We start from the raw sequence: 16,370 nt of genomic DNA, 5'->3' as shown, positions 1-16,370 counted from the left end.
CCTTCAGCGGTACTCGGCGAGCCGGGGCCGGACACCGATGAGGATCAGCAGGACGGCGGCCAGCACGGCCACCGGCGGCACCAGGGTCCACCCGCCGAGCGCGTCGTCGCCCTCGCGCACGGCGGTGTCGAACGCCTCGCGGTGCAGGGCGGTCAGCTTCACCAGCGCCTCGTCATAGGAGCCGAACGCGGAGCCCATGGCGGCCTGGATGGCCGGCAGCCGGTCGCCCGCCACGGCGGACCGCCGGATCTGCCGGTCGTTCCGCTGGAACGACTGGTACAGCTTGAGCACCTCCGAGACGGCCTCGCGCTGGCCGGGCAGGGTGATGCTGGCGGCCTCGGTGCCGTAGAACCCGAGGAAGCCGGCCTTCCCTGGGTAGGCGGCGACCGCGGTGTCCACCGCGGCGTAGTACTTGTCGAGGTTGCCGCCGGGGACGTAGAGCACGGCCTGCGACTTGTCGAGGTACACCTGCTCGTAGGTGTCGGCCCGCTGCGGGTCGAGCAGGTAGCGGGTCTCGTCGCCGTGCATGGTGTTGCCGATGGCCCGTGCGCGGGACAGCGCGAGTACGGAGTTGAAGCCGTTCTCCTTGGCGTCCCTGAGCACCCCGGCCTCGTGCTGCAGGACCAGCACCGCCGCGACGGTCAGCGCGCCGGCGACGATCGCGGCCACCAGCAGCGGCAGGTTGAGGGTGCGCCGGAACCTGCGGCTGATGTAGACCTGCAGCGCGATGAGCACCACCAGGGTGAGCACCCCGGCGAGCCCCACCCACAGCCGCGCGGTCTGCACGGCCGACAGCTCGGCCAGGTAGGCGTGCCTGACGATGGTGCCGCTGTCGAGCGTCAGGTTGTAGGCCTTGGGCAGCAGGTCCAGGCGCATCAGGTCGGTGGCCTGGCGGTAGACGTCCAGCACCGCCTGCGGGGGCGGCCCGGCCTCGTGGGCGGACTGCTCGTCCAACAGCAGCGCGCGGGCGGCCAGCCGCTCGTAGCGGCCGAGCCCGTCCAGGAGCGCGCGGACGGTCACCTGTTCGGTGACGTCGCCGCTGGCCAGGTCGGCGGCCTGCAGCACGGCGCGGTCGGCCTGCGACCGGCGGTCGTCGTAGCGGGCGAGCATGGCCGTCCGGCCGGGGCCGAGCGTGCCGTCGCGGCCCGACAGCAGCACGTTGGCGACCTGGGCGTCCATGTCGCTCAGCGCGAAGTACAGGTCGGCGGTGGCCACGACCTGCGGTCCGGCGGTGTGGCCGATGACGTTGAGGCCGTCCTTGGCGTGCCCGATGGACAGGGCGACCGTGCCGAACAGCAGCAGGACCGCGGCCACCGACAGGGCGGTGAACACCCTGATCCTGCCGGGCACCGTCCGCGCCTTCCTGACGCGGCGGACCGGCTCGGGGACCGCGGGCGGGGGCGCGAGCGGCGCGACGGGGCCTGACCCCATGACGGGGGACGGCGCGGTGGGGGGAGCGGGAGCGGGAAGTGTCATCTCAGCCCTTCCGCACCGTGATGACGGTCCACGCGCCGACGTGGACGCGGTCGCCGTCGGACAGGGGAACCGGGACGTTGATCTCGACGGTCTTTCCGTTGACGAGGGTGCCGTTGGCCGAGCCGGGGTCCACGAGGTGCCAGGACCCGTCGGGCTGGGCGAGCAGCACGGCGTGCAGGTGGGAGACGCCGGGGTCCTCCGGCGGTTCTGACAGGTCGATCTCGGGCACCATCGGCCGCGACTGCCTGCGCCGCCCGATGCGCATCTCGGCGCCGCCGAGGCCGACGCTGCGCTCCGGGCAGTACGGCGGGAACGCGACCCTGGCCGCGTCGGGACCGCCCAGGGCGATCATCGAGTCGTAGTAGGCGCGGTCGGCGGCGATCACCGCGACCCACCCGCCGGGCCGCACGGGGGTCTGCCCCGCTCCCCCGGACGGCACCGGCCCCCCGGAGGTCGAGGGCCCGGGCTGGGCCGCCGACGGCGGCGGGGCGGCCTGCCAGGACCGGGGGGACCCGACAGGCTGGGCGGGCTGCCAGGACTGGCCGGGCCGCACCGGCTGCGCGGGCTGCCAGGAGGGGGCGGGCGGGCCGGTGCGTGCCGACTGCCCGGTGGGGGGCGCCGGCTGCGCGGCGGACGGCGGGGCCGTGCGCGCGCCGCCGCCGAGCACGAAGTCGTAGCCGCAGCTCTCGCAGAACCGCCCGGTGCGCGGCGCGCCGCAGTCGGGGCACGGGCCGGGGTGCTCGCCGCCCGCCGAAGGGCCGGGGGCCGGGGAGCCGCCCTGGGCGGGAGCGCCCTGGGCGGGGCTGCCCGACATGAGCGCGCCGCAGGTGTCGCAGTACTCCTCGTCGGAGGATTCGTGCCCTTCGGGGCAGATGGCCATCCTTAGTTCTCCGGGTCCTTGCGCATGCGGACGGTGCGGACGGAGCGGGTGTCGAGCGCGATCTCGTCCGCCTTGTCGACGACGCGCTTGAGACGTGCGGTCCCGGACTCGGGGTCGACGTCGATGACCTTGTCGAGCAGCTTGGCGGTCTCCTCGTTGCCGGCCTTCTCGGCGATGCCGCGCGCCTTGCCGAGCCGGGCGGTCGCGGTCTCCACGTCGCCGTCGTTGCGCGCCTGCAGGCCCTCCTGGATGAGCGAGGCGAGCTCCTGCTGGCCGGTGTAGTGGGCGACCCTGGGGTTGATCCGGGTGGACTGGACGGGGTCGTCGCTCCACTGGGCCAGGATGTTGCCGCTGGCCAGCACCTCGCCGGTGGCGGGCACCACCAGCTTGACCAGGCCGGCGCGCATCTCCTGGCCGATGTTGCCGCCGGGCACCCGCACGCTGACGTGGTACTCGCGCGACTCTCCGCCCCAGGCGCCGGTGGGGTAGTCGCCGGTGAGGGCGTCCACGTCGGTGCGGCGGCCGGTGAGGTCCTCCAGCGCGGGGGACACCTGCTTGACGAAGTTCAGCGACGCCGCCCGGGGGATCCACACGCGCAGCGCGACGTCGGCGACGGTCTTGCCCATCGCCGCCTCGGTCATCGCCCGGAAGTCGGCCTCCAGCTCCTCGGGCCTGCGCACGTCCATCACGCTGCCGAGCAGGGTGGAGCCGATCCTGCGCACCTCGGCCACCACCCAGTCGGTGCCGACGCCCCGGCAGTCGCAGGTGAACTTGCCCGAGCAGTAGGTGAGGTTGGCGTCGAACTCGGGCGCGGGCTCGTGCTCGTTCTTGCCGTCGGTCAGCAGGATGGCGTGCCTGATCGCGCCGGGGTGGGTCACCTGGTGGGCGCTGAACAGGTCGGAGGCGCGGCGCAGCCACCGGCCCATGGCGGTGCCGCCCTCGGCGCGCAGGCGGGAGATGGCCTCCTTGGCGGCGTGCCGGCTCTGGGCGTTCACCGGGCCGAGCCGCCCGTCGCCGGGGTAGATGACCTCGGCCTGGTGGTTGCCGGAGATCACCGCGAAGTACACCCCGTCGCGCAGGGTGTCGACGGCCGCCTGGGCCGCCTTGCGGGCGTCGGCGATCTTGCCGTAGGACATGGAGCCCGACGTGTCGATGATGATCACCTCGGCCGCCTCGGCCACCGCGGCCCGCTCCACCGGGCCGCTCGCCTCGACCGTGATGATCCCGTGGACCTCCTGGCTCCCCGCGGGCAGGTACTTGTTCTGGTCCACGCGAATGGTGAAGTCAGTCACTTCTCTCCTTCGGGAATGCCACCGTGGTCTCGGCCCGCTCCCCCTGTCCGAACGGGATGACCGCGACGGTGATGTTGTCGTGTCCCCCGGCGTCGTTGGCCAGCCGCACGAGCCGCCGCGCCGCCGTCAGGGGGGTGTCGTTCAACGCGTTGGCGGCCAGCGCCTCCGGCTCGGGGTAGTAGTTCCACAGCCCGTCGCTGCACAGCAGCACCACCCCGGGGCCGTCGGTGGTGAACGTCCTGATGTGCGGCACCACCTCTCCGGCGTCGGCGCCCAGCCACGCGGTCAGCATGTGGGTGCCGGGGGTGGCGTCGTCGGTGGTGAGCAGCGCCGACTGCGGCCCGAGCCAGTACGCGCGGCTGTCGCCCACCCAGCCGATCGTGACCTGCCGTCCCGCGACGACCGCGGAGACGTAGGTGCAGGCGGGCGAGTCCTCGCCGATCCTGGCCGAGCCCGCGACCGCGTCGGCGGCGAGCCGTACGGCCTCGCGGGTGGCCTGTTCGGCGTCGTCCCCGTCGGCGAGCCTCTTGGCGATCGCGGCGGCGGCGATGTCGACCGCCGCCTGGGAGGCCTCGTCGGGGCGCGGCGAGGTGGACACCCCGTCGCACACCACGGCCACCAGGACGCCCTGCCCGGGGGCCAGCAGGGCGATGGCGTCCTCGTTGCGGCTGTGCCGCAGGCCGCGGTCGCTGACCCCGGCCAGGGCCTCCAGCTCGATCTCGACGTGGTCGCGGCCGGTCGGCTGGAGCATGCCGCAGTTCTCGCAGTAGCCGTCGGCGCCCACGCTCGCCGACCCGCAGGCCGTGCAGGAGACGGGCCGCAGGGACAGGTCGTGGCCGCAGCGCTCGCAGAACGCCTCCCCGGCCAGCACGCGGGTCCCGCACACGGGACAGGCGCCGGTCACCACAGCGTCCTCGGGCGCACGGCGTTGGCCCGGCCGATGAGGGCGTGCCGGTCCTCGGTGGAGCCGGCCGAGCGGGCGAGCGCCCGGTAGACGCGCTCCAGCTCGCCGCGCACGCCCCGCTCGTTCAGCGGGGTGCCGAGCAGCGTCCCGCCGCCGGAGCCGGCCTGGCCGGTGACGAAGCGGGCGAGCGCGCTCTCCAGCACCTCCGAGGCCAGCCCGTCGCGGTCGCGCGAGTCGAGTTTGAGCGTGCGCAGCCGCTCCCCCGCCGCGACCAGCTCGGGCTCGGCCGGCGCCTGGCCGCGCACGGCGACCGCGACGGCGGCCACCTGGGCGGCGGTGCGGTGGATGGAGGTCGGCGGCACCTCGTCCATGGACCGGGTCGCCCCGGCGCGGTCGCCCTCGGCGAGCCGGATCCGGGCCAGGCCGAAGCAGGCGCTGACGAAGGACCGGTCGGTCTGCCAGATGGCGGCGTAGTGGCGGGCGGCCTCGGCGCCGGCCCCGACGGCCTCCAGGGCGAAGGCCAGGGCCAGCCGGGGCGCCGTCTCGCCGGGGAACCAGGAGTAGAGGCCGTCGAAGTAGCGCACGGCCATGTCCGGGTCGCCCGAGGCCAGCTCGGCGACCCCTCGGTACCACCACAGGCGCCAGTCGCCGGGCAGCTCCTTGGCCGCGGCGGCGTACAGGGCCTCGGAGACGGGGCGGCCGAGCTCGCTGAGCACCCGGATCAGGGCGAGCGAGGTCTCCGGGGTCGTCGGCGCGGACTGCAGGACGGCGATCAGCTCGTCGGGGTTGCCGGAGGTGAGCCCGGCCAGGAACCCGGCGGCGGGGTCGAGCGGGTCGACGAGCGGGACGGGCAGCGCGGACGCGGCCTCCAGGCGGGCCAGGCCGTCGAAGACCCGCCCGGTGGTGGCGGCGGCCAGGTCGGTGCCCAACGCCACCCGCTCGGGGCCGAACACGCCGGACTGCGCGCCGTGCGGGACGCCCTCCTCGGCGGCCCTGAGCTCGCGCAGGACGCCGACGAGCTGGTCGGACATCTCGGCCGCGCTCTGGAAGCGCCTGCCGGGGTCGGCGTCGGTGGAGCGCTGCAGGAACCGCTGGTAGGACTCGTACTGCGGGCCCATGTCGGGGATCGGGGTGGCGTTGCCGCCGCTGGCCGGGCTGAACGGGATGCTCAGCACGGCGAGGGTGCGGCCGACGGTGTACAGGTCGGAGGCGACCGAGGGGCCGCGGGTGGCGATCTCGGGCGCCTGGTAGCCGATGGTGCCGTAGATCGCGCTGTCGGGGTCGTCGACCCGCCGCACCGCGCCGAGGTCGATCAGCTTGAGCTGCTCCTCGACCTGGATGACGTTGGCGGGCTTGAGGTCGCAGTAGATCATGCCGCGGTCGTGCAGGTAGCCGAAGGCGCGCAGGATCTCCAGGCCGTAGGCGATGACCTGGGACAGCGGGAGCGCCTGGCGGTTCTCGCTCTCCCTGAGCCGCTTGCGCAGCAGGTCCTGCAGGGGCTCGCCGCCGACGTACTCCATGACGATGTAGCCGACCATCGTCCCGGTGCCGGGGTCGGGGTGGTTCACGAAGTTGAAGATCTTGACGATGTTGGGGTGGTCCATCGCCGTGAGGTAGCGCCGCTCGGCCTCGGCGGCGGCCAGCGCCTCCAGGTCGCCGGTGTCCAGCAGGCCCTTCATGACGACCCAGCGGCCGTCGAGGTTGCGGTCGGCGGCCAGGTAGATCCAGCCGAGGCCGCCGTGGGCCAGGGCGCCCTTGACCTCGTACTGCCCGGCCACGAAGTCGCCGTCGCGGAGCTTGGGGGTGAAGGAGTAGCGCTGGCCGCAGTGCGGGCAGAAGCCCTCGGGCCGGCCGGGCTGGCCGTCCCTGCGGCGGCCGACCGGCTTGCCGCAGTCGGGGTTGCCGCAGAAGCGCCGGTCCTCGGGCACCACCGGGTCGGCCAGGACGACGGCGGAGGGGTCGCGGTAGGGGACGGGGGGCACCTCGACGAGCCCCATGCCGAGCATGCCCCGGCGCGAGCGGCTGCTGGTGCGGCGCGACCCGCCGCTGAACCCGGTCGCGGCCGTGCCGGAGGAGGCGGTGACGCCGGTGCCGGGCAGGCCGATGGACGGCCGGGTCATCGACCCCGAGGGCGGGGCGGCGCCGCTCGCGGGGACGGGCGCCGACGGCCACGCGGGCCCGGGGCGGCCCTGGCCGGGCCCGTAGGACGGCGGTGGCCCGGGCGGCGCCGAGCCCTGGTGCGCCGAGGGCCACGCGGTCACCGCCGGGGACGGCGCCGGCGCGGGCGCGGCCTGCGGCACGGGGGCCATGCCGCAGGTGTCGCAGTACCCGTCCACCACCGTCCCGGGGCATCCGGGCTGCGTGCACTTGGTCATCCGGCCGCTCCGATCCGAGTGATGGCCCTTTGGTATTCGGCGACCGCGACGGTGGCCCGCCGCAGGTCGCACGGCGCGGTCCACAGAAGGTCGCGCGCCGCACCGTACAGCCTGGCGAGCGCCACGTCCTCGGCGTGGCCGAGACGCACCGCCTTGGCCTGGTACGCGGACAGCCGTCCGCGAAGCTCGTCGCGGCGGCCGATGAGGCCGCCGATCGACTCGGCCGCCCGGACGGCCTGCGCCAGCGCCTCCTCGGCGCCGCGTTCGAGCCCGGTCAGCCGCTCGGCCAGCTCCAGCCAGCGCCCGCCGACGGTGGCGAGCGCGCCGAGCCGGTCGCGCAGCGCGGGGGCCTGGTCGGGGAGGTCGGGCAGGGCCGGGGCGAGGATCTTGGCGGTGACCACGTCCCGGATCCGGCGCGCCTCGTCCTCGGCCTCGGCCACCCGCGTGATCCGCTCGGCCAGCAGGCGGGCCCGCTCGGCGTACTCCTCACGCACCCGCGCGGCCTGCTCCATGGCGCCGCGGCGGGCGACGGCGGCCGCGGCGGTGGCGTCCATCTCGCCGCGCAGCGAGGCCGAGCCCAGCGGGTCGGTGCCGGCCGAGGCGCGCAGGCGGGCGGCGTCGGCGTCGACGCGGTCCAGCAGCGGGTCGGCGATGCCGTGGCCGGTGGCCAGGTCCCTGGCCGCGCGGCGGGCGGCGTCGGCCCGGTCCAGGCGCGGCAGCAGGTCGGTCCACGCGGCGTCCACGGCGGCGATGGTCTCGGCGACCTCGCGGTAGGCCTCGTCCATGCGGGCCAGGACGACGTCCAGGGTGATCCACTCGCCGACGGCGCGGAGCAGGGAGCGTTTCTCCACGGGGACGGCGTCGGGCTTGAGCTCCACCGAGGGGCCGGCGAGCAGGCCGGTGAGTGCGGCGATGTCGGGCCGGTGGGCGGCCCGCAGTTCCTCGGCGTGGTCGAGCACCCGCCGGTAGGCGTCGAACAGCCACCACAGGGTGACGAGCCGGACCTGGGCCTGTTCCCAGCGGCGGGCGGTCTCGCCGGTGGCGGCCAGGCCCTTCAGCAGTTCGTGGCTCGGGTGGCCGTCGAGGTCGAGCATGTCGCCGGAGATGCGGTCGCGTTCCTCGGTGCGGCGGCGCAGGGCGTGGTCGATTCCCTCAAGGCTCATCGGCGGGCCGGAGGCCCCACGCATGCCCAACGCTTCGTGCCTCCCCCCGGGTGGGACGGACCGCGCCCGTCTACTTACACATTCTTTCCACAATTCGGGGTCGCGCGTGCGTTGAGCGGTGCCGTCAAGGCGGGTATTCCATCACATACCGGTCACGTAGGCGTCACGGAAGCGGCGAGGGGCCCGCTCCGGCGGCGTCTCCGCACGTCGCCCGGGCCTCCGTGCCGGGCGACCGCGGGGATCAGCGGCCGACGAGCCAGTTCCAGATGCTCCGCACGACGTCGAAGCCGACGTCGGTCACGATGCCGAGGACCCGGGTGACGGCGTTCTTGACGAGGTGCTCGATGGCGGTCTCGTCGCGGTACTGGACGGCGTAGTCGAGACGGGTGACGTACTCGGCGTCCTCCCGCCGCCGCGCCTCCACCGCCCGCATGATGTCGTCGTCGTCGATCACGGCCGGCTCCCCGTGGCGGGCGCGCACGGCGCTCCGCCGCCCGGCCGGGGCGCGGGGCGGTTCACAGCGGGAACCGTTCGAGGTCGAAGGCCTTGACGCCGCGCACGCCGTCCCAGACCAGGAAGTTGCCGTACTCGCGCATCGACGCGACCGGCACGCCCGCGAGGCCGGCGGCGTCGTCCAGCAGCCGCTGGAATCGGAAGATGGCGGTCGGCCCCAGTTTGTTCACCACGCTCACCATGAGCTGCACGAGGTTGAAGCGGAACAGCGCCGAGCACGGCAGGACGCGGTGGTTGTCGCGCAGGCGGGCGAACACCGGGGCGTGCCGGGGATGGGCGGCGGCGTAGGCCTCGCGGACCGCCTCGGAGAAGTGCCCCCGGTAGTGGACGGCGTTCTTGTCGTAGCTCAGCCGATCGTCCGACACCGCGAACTCCCCGGTGTTGTACGTGCTCGCGCGGAGCAGCTCGGCCCACGGTTCGACGACGGCCTTCTCGAAGTGGGCGGCCTTGCGCTCCAGCCGGGCGGCGAGCGGGGGGCTCGGGATGAACGAGCCGCGCGTCCCGCGCATGTCGAAGATCCACGGCGGCGGGGTCAGCGTGTCGGCCTTGGTGAGCACGAAGGTGAGCTTGCTGGCGACCTGCCGGCGCAGGTCGAGGTCGACGCGGGCGAGCAGGGCGTCCAGGCAGCGGGTCTCGGCGGCGCCCGACCAGCTGTCGGCGTGGATGGCCCAGATGACGACGTCGGATTCGGAGATGCGCTCCAGGTACATCGCCATGGAGTCGACGTCCGCACCGGACGGCTCCCCCATTCCAGGCATATCCCAGAATGTCAACTTGTGACCTGAATTTCCGGGCACGGTGATGGCGTGCGGTTTGCCGGTGACCTGCCGCGCGTCCCCCACCGGAAGCTCCGTACCGAACAGAACATTGAGCAAGGATGACTTTCCGACACCCGTTTGACCCATTATCGCTACGCTTAACGGCTTATTAGCCTCTGCGTCACGTTCCTGGCGCACGCTGTGCCTGACCTCATCAAGCTGACGCTCGTCAAGCGCGTCAACCGAAATTCGGCCGATCCTTGCCACGGGCTCACCTCACGTCATAGCGTTAACAATGTTTACGGCTAGTTTTTGCCACCGGCCCCATCGTGGCCACTGATCCTTGCGATGACCTTGCGGGGAAGGCCGTCGATGGAGAATCGCAAACCGATCCCGGCGGTGAACGTGGCGAGATTCGATGTCAGACTGCTCGGCGACGTCTCGATCCTGGTGGACGGGGCGCCGAGGAAGCTCCTCCCCCAGACGGCCAAGGCCCTGGCCATGCTCGTCTCGGCCAGGAACCCGATCCCGCAGAACAGCCTGGCGGCGGCGCTCGCGCAGAACCCCGACTGGCCGGTGCCCGACGTGGCCCCCCCGCTCTCACGGCTGCGGCAGGCCCTTTCCGGCAGCGCCCTGGACATCCCGCCCGCCAAGTGGTCCCACGCCTACGAGCTGGTGGAGCGGCAGGAGGGCTACCTGGCGGTGACGCTGGACGCGGCCCGCTTCGAGACCCTGCTGCGCGAGGGCAGGGAGCTGTACGACGGCGGCGACCCCGCCGGCGCCCTGGCCCGGCTGCGGTCGGCGGCGGCCGAGTGGCGCGGCGCGCCCTTCGCCTCCCTGGCGGCCGGCTGGAGCCTGCCGTGGGTCTGCGAGACCTATCGCGCCAAGCTGGAGGAGCAGCGCAAGGACCTGGTGCGCCTCGCCGCCAGGATCGCCCTGCAGGGCAGGTACGAGGACGCGGCCTTCCTGTCGGAGGGCGTCGTGGGCGAGGGCCAGGAGGACACCACCGCCGTCTGGCTGCTCCGCCTGCTCACCACCCTGCGCGAGGACGGCCCGGCCGCCGCGCGGCGGCTCGTCGACCGGCGCCGGCCGCTGGCCCCGAACGACGAGGCGGTGCGCCGCGCCGAGGACCTGCTGGACCTGCACGACCACGGCTTCGACGTCCGGGCCCCGCTCGGCGCGGACCCGGGCGGGCACGGCGGACCGCCGGTCCTGGTGGGCCGCCGCCAGGAGGTCGTGCGGCTCGGCCGCGTGGTCGAGCGGCTCAGGGACGGTGACGCCGCCGCCCTGGCCCTGTGCGGTCCCGGCGGCATCGGCAAGACCCGGCTGCTGCGCGAGGCCGCCCACATGGCCGCCGCCGCGCGGGTGCGCGTGGTGAGCGTGATGTGCCAGGACCTGGACGGCCTGCAGCCGTGGCACGAGCTGGCCGGAGCGGTGTGGGGCCACCTCCGGCGCGACCTGTCCGGCCCGCCCGACCCGATCAGCGCCCAGGAGCGCGACACGCTCGGCAAGCTGATGTCGGCCGGCGCGCTGGACTCCCCCTCGGGCCCGGGCCACGAGCGCGACCCGCGCGAGCTGACCTTCCTGCTGACGAGCCTGCTCCGCCGCGCCGCCGGGAACGGGCTGCTGGTGGCCTTCGACAACGCCCACCTGCTCAGCGACTACGCCAAGGAGCTGCTCAAGCACGTGCGCAGGGGCCTCGGCCCGGTCCCTGTGGGTTTCCTGCTCGCCACCCGGGACGCCGCCTCCGGCTGGGAGAAGGCCATGGACGCCCTCACGGTGTCGCCGCTGACCGTCGACGAGGTGGGCGAGTGGCTCGGCCGCACCTGGGGGCGCGAGCCGACCTCCGACGAGGCCAAGGAGGCCGCGCTCGCCACCGACGGCGTGCCGCTGGAGCTGTGCGACCTGGCCGTGGACGGCGGGCCGCGCCCGGCCGCCGCGCGGCCCGGCGACAAGGGCGGCTCCGCGTTCCGGTGGCTGGCCGCCGCCGCGATCACCGCCCTGGCCCTGGACGTCGACACCGCCCTGGTGGCCCGGATGCTGGACCTGCCGCCCGAGGAGGCCGACCGCCACCAGGCCCAGGCCGCCGCGAGCGACGCCATCTCCGGCCACGACCGCGTCCAGTTCCCGCACGACCGCGCCCGCGAGGACGTGCTGGCCGACCTCAACCAGGACCCGGCGCTGGTCAGGGACCTGCACCGCCGGGCCTTCGAGGCGCTGGCCGAGCGCATGACCGCCACCGGCTGGGCCGACCCCGCGCTTCCGGTGCGCGTCGCGCGGCACGCCCTGGCCGCCGGGGCCGGCATCCCGCAGGAGGACGCCGCCGCCGCGTGCCTTGACGCGGCGCGCGCCGAGCAGCGCGGGTTCGGCGTCGAGAGCGCGATGAAATGGGCCGGCGCCGGCCTGGCGCTGCGGTGCGGCACCGCCACCCGCGTCGGCCTGCTGATCACGCTCGGCGACGCGCTCAGCGACGGCGGCGACATGGACGAGGCCGGGCGGCGCTACCTGTCCGCCTACCAGACCGCCGAGGGGCTGCCCCGCCTGGCCGCGGCGGCGGCGATCCGGCTGGCCCGCCGGTGGTCCAACCCCGGCCAGATCGACCGGCAGCTCATCGGTCTGCTGCGGGCCTCCCTGACCGGGGTCGCGGGCGACGGCGACCAGGAGGCCGTGGTGCTGCGCCTGCAGCTCCAGGCCCACCTCGCCAAGAAGGAGACGATGTCGGTCAGCGCCGGCCCGCTCCTTGACGGGCCGCCCGCGGGCGTCGCGCTCGCCCGCGCCACGCTGCGGGAGCTCCCCGCCGAGGGCAACCCCCTGTTCCGCTGCGAGGTGCTCAACGAGTGCCGGTGGGCGCTGTTCGACCACGCCCACCCGGGCGAGCTGGTCGACATCGCCGCCCAGCTCCACGAGGCGGGCATCCAGGGAGGGTCGGCGTACTTCCAGAGCGAGGGCATGGTCGCGCTGGCGGTCGACCAGCTCAGGCTCGGCCTGCTCAGCGACGCGCTCGCCACCATCGACAACCACCGCAGGCACGTCACCCGCAGCCCCCGCGCGCTCGGCCCCTGGCTGCAGAACACCCTGGACACAGTGATGGACCTGTGGAACGGCGACTTCCAGCGGGCCGGCGAGCGCCTCATGGGCGAGTCACGCACCATGGTCGAGGAGCTGGCGGCCGGCGGGTCGGTCCCCGCCGAGACCCTCCAGCAGACCTGGATGGGGCAGTACTTCTGGTTGCTGCACGAACGCGGGGAGATGGCCGTGCTGTTCGGCTCCGGGCTGGCCCGGCAGATCGAGCAGCACGGGTACTTCCCGATCTGGCGGGCGGCGCACGTGCTCGCGCTGTGCGAGACCGACCAGCACGACGAGGCCGCCGACCGGCTCGCGGCCATCATGCGCGAGACCTCGGGGCTCGCCGCGCTGCCGCCGCACGGCTGGACGGTGCCGACGCTGGCGATCCTGGCCGAGTCGTGCGCCATGATCGCCGAGGCGGGGGTCGAGGGCGCCGAGCTGGAGGTCCACGTGCCGGTGCTGCGCGAGCGGCTGGCCGCCTACCCCGAGGAGCTCGTGCTCGCCGGGTGGCCGACCACACTGCTCGGGCCGACGGCCCGGTTCCGCGGGCTGCTCGCCATGATCGCGGGTGACGTGGAGGAGGCGCTGCGCTGCTTCGACGAGGCGACGCGCATGGTGTCGGCCGCGCCCCCGCACATGGCGAGGATCCAGCTCGACCGCGCCAAGGCCCTGCGGCTGCGCGACCCCTCCGACGCGACGGGCGAGGCGACCCGGCTGCTGCACCGCTCGCTGCGCCTGGCCGAGCGCCTGGGCATGCCCCGCGTCGCCGCCGAGGCCCGTTCCCTGCTCACCACCTGACCACCGCCCGGCGGGACGCCGCGCCTGACCCGCCCGGCGGGACCACGCGCCCGGCCTCGCGGGACGACCCCGCCGCCTGTCGCCTGGACGACGGACGGCCCGGCCGGGAGCGAGGCCCCGTTCCGCCGCCGTGGTGCGGGCGTGCGGGCGGGGAGCGCTCCTGGCCGGGCCTTGGAGGGGGTCAGGCGGGCAGGGATGTGCCGAGTTCGAGCGTGGAGGGCAGCTCGGCGCGGCTGGTGATGTCGAGCTTGCGGTAGGTCCTGGTCAGGTGCTGCTCGACGGTGCTGACCGTGACGTACAGCTTGTCGGCGATCTCGCGGTTGGTGTAGCCGGCGGCGGCCAGGACCGCGACCCGCCGTTCGGCGTCGCTCAGGATGGCCGTCACGTCGGCGGCCTCGGCGGCCGACCCCGACACCGCGACGGCACTCCCGTCGCCGTCGCGGCTGAGCGACCTGCTCAGCGGCTCGGCGTGGCACTCCTGCGCGACCGCGCGGGCCCGCCCGCCGATCATCCCGGCCCTGCGGTACTCGCCGAGCGCGTGGAAGGCCTCGGTCAGGTCCACCAGCACGCGCGCCAGTTCGTACCGGTCCCCGCCGTTCTGCAGCAGGTCGCCGGCCTGGCGCAGCAGCATGGGGCGGTGGCGGGGCTCGCTGGTGGCGGCGAGCAGGCGCATCGCGATGCCGTGCACCCGGGGGGCGCCGGTGCCGCACCGCCTGATCTGCTCCTCCACCAGGCGCCTGGCCTGGTCGGGCCGGCCGAGCCGCAGGCACGCCTCGGCCGCCTCGGCGCGCCACGGCACCAGCCACGGCACGTCCAGGTCCCAGCGGCCCATCAGCTCGCCGCACCGCTGGAAGTCCCGCAGCGCGAGCTGGGCGTGGTCGGTCGCCATGCTGTACCGGCCCCTGGCGTGCAGGTAGTGCAGGCCCCAGCGGGTCTGGAACATGGCGTCCGGCACGGGCTGGTCGAGCAGCTCGTTGACGGCGTCGTGGTTGCCCATGGCGGTGGAGGCGATGACCAGGCTGGACAGCGGCCCGCCGACGGCGACGCCCCAGCTGCTCATCGGGATGGTGTCCAGCGCCAGGCGGCCGTGGAACTCGGCGCCGAGCATGTCGCCCTGGCGGAGCGCGATCTCGGCGCGGATGGCCGACAGCCGGGCCTGCCGGCTCGGGGCGTGCCGTGAGGAGGCCTCGTCGATGAACAGGTCGCACCACGGCGCCGCCTTGTCGGGCCGCCCGCCGTAGGTGAGCGCGAGCAGGGCGCTCTCGACGGTGTCCATGGACATCTCGTCGAGGCGGGAGCTGCGCAGGATCCGCTCGACCACGGCCACGATCTCCTCGCGCGGGCCCCGGGTGAGGACGGCGGCGAGCGTGATCGCCGACTCCAGGCGGCGGTAGGCCGACACCGACAGGATGGCGGCGCGCGACTGCTCGCCGGTCACCTGCGGCAGGTGCGACAGGAACGGGGTGTGCGAGCAGCGCAGCCACGGCCGGGTGACCACCAGCTCGGTCACCGTGTCGGCGTCCAGCTTCTCGCCCGAGTCGCTGAGCCGCTTCAGCACGTCCTGGGCGTCGTCGAAGCGGCCGTGCCACAGCAGGGCCTTGGCCAGCACGACGGCGTCGCTGCCGCGCAGGTTGCCCTTGTGCATCGCGTCGGTCAGCTCGGAGAAGTGCCCGGTCGGGGTGCTCGGGTTGATCCGCCACTCGGCCCGCATGAGCGCGGTGGTGATCCTCACCCGCTGCTGCTCGTCGGTGGAGGTGCGGCACGCCAGCCGCAGGTACTCCACGGCGGGCTCGACCCTGCCCTCGCGCAGCGCGTGCCTGGCGGCGTCCTCCAGGACGCCGACGGCCCAGTGCTCGTCGATGAGGCCGGCGTGCAGCAGGTGCTCGGCGATCACCGTGGTGGAGCCGCCGCCGTCGTAGGCCAGCTCGGCGGCGCGCCGGTGCAGCGCGCCCCGCTCGTCGGCGTCCAGCTCGGCCAGGACGGCCGCGCGGGCCGCCTCGTGCCGGAAGCGCCCCATGCTGAGCAGTCCCGCGGCGCTGAGCGCCTGGATCTCGCGGGCGACGTACTCGGGGCTGACGTCCAGGAGCTGGGGCAGCGAACCGGGCTCGCCGAGGATGCCGAGGCCCCAGGCCACCTGGAGCATCTTGGGGTCGGCGCGGTGCAGGCAGGACAGCACGGCCTGCCCGTAACCGTCGCCGGGGACCAGCTCGGCCGGGGGGTGCCCGGCGGTGCGGGTGGCCATCTGGTGGTCCTCCACCAGGCCCTGGACCAGCAGCGGGTTGCCCCCGCTGAGGGTGTACCACTCGCCGGCGAACCGCTCGGCGGCCTGGGTGCCGAGGTGCTCGGCGACCAGGCTCATAACGCCGGCCTGGGACAGCGGGCCGATCTGGACGCGGCGGCAGTGGGGCTGCCTGAGCAGTTCGGTCGGGAAGGAGGTCTCGGCGTACCGGCCGTGGGCGGAGTGGCTGAAGACCGCCACGATCGAGGCGAACCTGACCCGCCGCGACAGGTAGGCCAGGCACAGCAGCGACGCCCGGTCGGCGTGGTGGACGTCGTCCACGACGATCATCAGCGGGTAGCGCTCGGACAGCTCCAGCAGCACGGTGCACAGGGCGTGCACGATCTGGGCGTCCACCTGCTTCATGGCCTCGGTGAGCGGGTCGGCCGACAGGACGGTGCGCGCGCCCTCCTGCAGCAGGGCCATGGCCCGGTCGCGCTCTTCCATCACCAGGGGCGCGTCCTGGATGAGCTGGCCGATGACGCCGAGCGGCAGGTCCCGCTCGGCCAGCGACCCGGTCGCGGTGATGGGCAGCGCGCCCAGCTCGGCGGCCTGCTCGGCGAAGGAGTGCAGCAGTTCGCTCTTGCCGGTCGCGACGGTACCGCTCACCAGGGCGACCCGGCCCTTTCCCATGATGGCGCTGGCGAGTAGCCCCTCCAGGGAGGCCAACGCCTCCTGTCGTTCGATCAGGCTCATGACGAGCCTCCCTTTTCCCGACGATTCACCTGTAACCGCGGGTCGGAACCGCGGGACCCGGATGGGCGGCCGGTCCGGCTCACCTGAGCCGCCCGCCGCCCGGTTTCTCCGGGCCCGACCGCGCCACATGATCGTGACGCCTTCCGATTGTCCGCACTTGTCCGTTTCTGG

General features: G+C 74.3%; 10 protein-coding genes. 1 reads left to right on the top strand and 9 read right to left on the bottom strand.

The genetic code is table 11. From position 1 onward, the window contains the following. Positions 1–3: 3 nt before the first annotated feature. The 8 genes from NYZ98_RS23460 to NYZ98_RS23425 form a co-directional block, all read right to left on the bottom strand. Positions 4–1,476, bottom strand: coding sequence for a hypothetical protein (locus NYZ98_RS23460; RefSeq protein ID WP_262845066.1), 1,473 nt, complete (start codon positions 1,474–1,476; stop codon positions 4–6). Position 1,477: 1 nt separating this feature from the next. Next, positions 1,478–2,356 (bottom strand): FHA domain-containing protein, encoded by an 879-nt coding sequence (locus tag NYZ98_RS23455; protein WP_262845064.1) that lies wholly within the window; start codon positions 2,354–2,356, stop codon positions 1,478–1,480. Between the two features lie 2 nt (positions 2,357–2,358). After that, positions 2,359–3,648, bottom strand: coding sequence for a VWA domain-containing protein (locus NYZ98_RS23450; protein WP_262845062.1), 1,290 nt, complete (start codon positions 3,646–3,648; stop codon positions 2,359–2,361). Next, a complete protein-coding gene (locus tag NYZ98_RS23445; protein ID WP_262845060.1) occupies positions 3,641–4,552 on the bottom strand; it encodes a PP2C family serine/threonine-protein phosphatase in 912 nt (303 codons plus the stop codon). Before NYZ98_RS23445 ends, NYZ98_RS23450 begins: the two co-directional genes overlap by 8 nt. Beyond that, complete coding sequence (locus NYZ98_RS23440; RefSeq protein ID WP_262845058.1) at positions 4,549–6,927, bottom strand: serine/threonine-protein kinase; 2,379 nt, start codon at positions 6,925–6,927, stop codon at positions 4,549–4,551. The genes NYZ98_RS23445 and NYZ98_RS23440 overlap by 4 nt, the downstream gene beginning before the upstream one ends. Continuing rightward, positions 6,924–8,090, bottom strand: a complete 1,167-nt coding sequence (locus NYZ98_RS23435; RefSeq protein ID WP_262845056.1) for a hypothetical protein — start codon at positions 8,088–8,090, stop codon at positions 6,924–6,926. Before NYZ98_RS23435 ends, NYZ98_RS23440 begins: the two co-directional genes overlap by 4 nt. A 241-nt stretch (positions 8,091–8,331) precedes the next feature. After that, entirely contained in the window at positions 8,332–8,544 is a 213-nt protein-coding gene (locus NYZ98_RS23430) for a hypothetical protein (protein ID WP_262845054.1), read from the bottom strand. Positions 8,545–8,605: 61 nt separating this feature from the next. Beyond that, entirely contained in the window at positions 8,606–9,628 is a 1,023-nt protein-coding gene (locus tag NYZ98_RS23425; RefSeq protein WP_262845052.1) for a GTPase family protein, read from the bottom strand. Positions 9,629–9,733: 105 nt separating this feature from the next. Here NYZ98_RS23425 and NYZ98_RS23420 point away from each other — a divergent pair, with 105 nt between their 5' ends. Then, positions 9,734–13,225, top strand: a complete 3,492-nt coding sequence (locus tag NYZ98_RS23420) for an AAA family ATPase (RefSeq protein ID WP_262845050.1) — start codon at positions 9,734–9,736, stop codon at positions 13,223–13,225. A gap of 181 nt (positions 13,226–13,406) precedes the next feature. Here the strand turns inward: NYZ98_RS23420 and NYZ98_RS23415 are convergent, their stop codons facing one another. Further along, entirely contained in the window at positions 13,407–16,199 is a 2,793-nt protein-coding gene (locus tag NYZ98_RS23415) for a helix-turn-helix transcriptional regulator (protein ID WP_262845049.1), read from the bottom strand. Positions 16,200–16,370: the final 171 nt, after the last annotated feature.

The sequence above is a fragment of the Sphaerisporangium corydalis genome, assembly GCF_025506355.1.
GTDB lineage: Bacteria > Actinomycetota > Actinomycetes > Streptosporangiales > Streptosporangiaceae > Sphaerisporangium > Sphaerisporangium corydalis.
This window is presented reverse-complemented; position numbering and strand designations above follow the sequence as displayed.

Bases quoted from the DNA above. Each gene is read 5' to 3' on its own strand.
- NYZ98_RS23460 (WP_262845066.1), bottom strand. From the start codon at position 1,476: ATGACACTTCCCGCTCCCGCTCCCCCCACCGCGCCGTCCCCCGTCATG.
- NYZ98_RS23455 (WP_262845064.1), bottom strand. From the start codon at position 2,356: ATGGCCATCTGCCCCGAAGGGCACGAATCCTCCGACGAGGAGTACTGC.
- NYZ98_RS23440 (WP_262845058.1), bottom strand. From the start codon at position 6,927: ATGACCAAGTGCACGCAGCCCGGATGCCCCGGGACGGTGGTGGACGGG.
- NYZ98_RS23435 (WP_262845056.1), bottom strand. From the start codon at position 8,090: ATGAGCCTTGAGGGAATCGACCACGCCCTGCGCCGCCGCACCGAGGAA.
- NYZ98_RS23420 (WP_262845050.1), top strand. From the start codon at position 9,734: ATGGAGAATCGCAAACCGATCCCGGCGGTGAACGTGGCGAGATTCGAT.
- NYZ98_RS23415 (WP_262845049.1), bottom strand. From the start codon at position 16,199: ATGAGCCTGATCGAACGACAGGAGGCGTTGGCCTCCCTGGAGGGGCTA.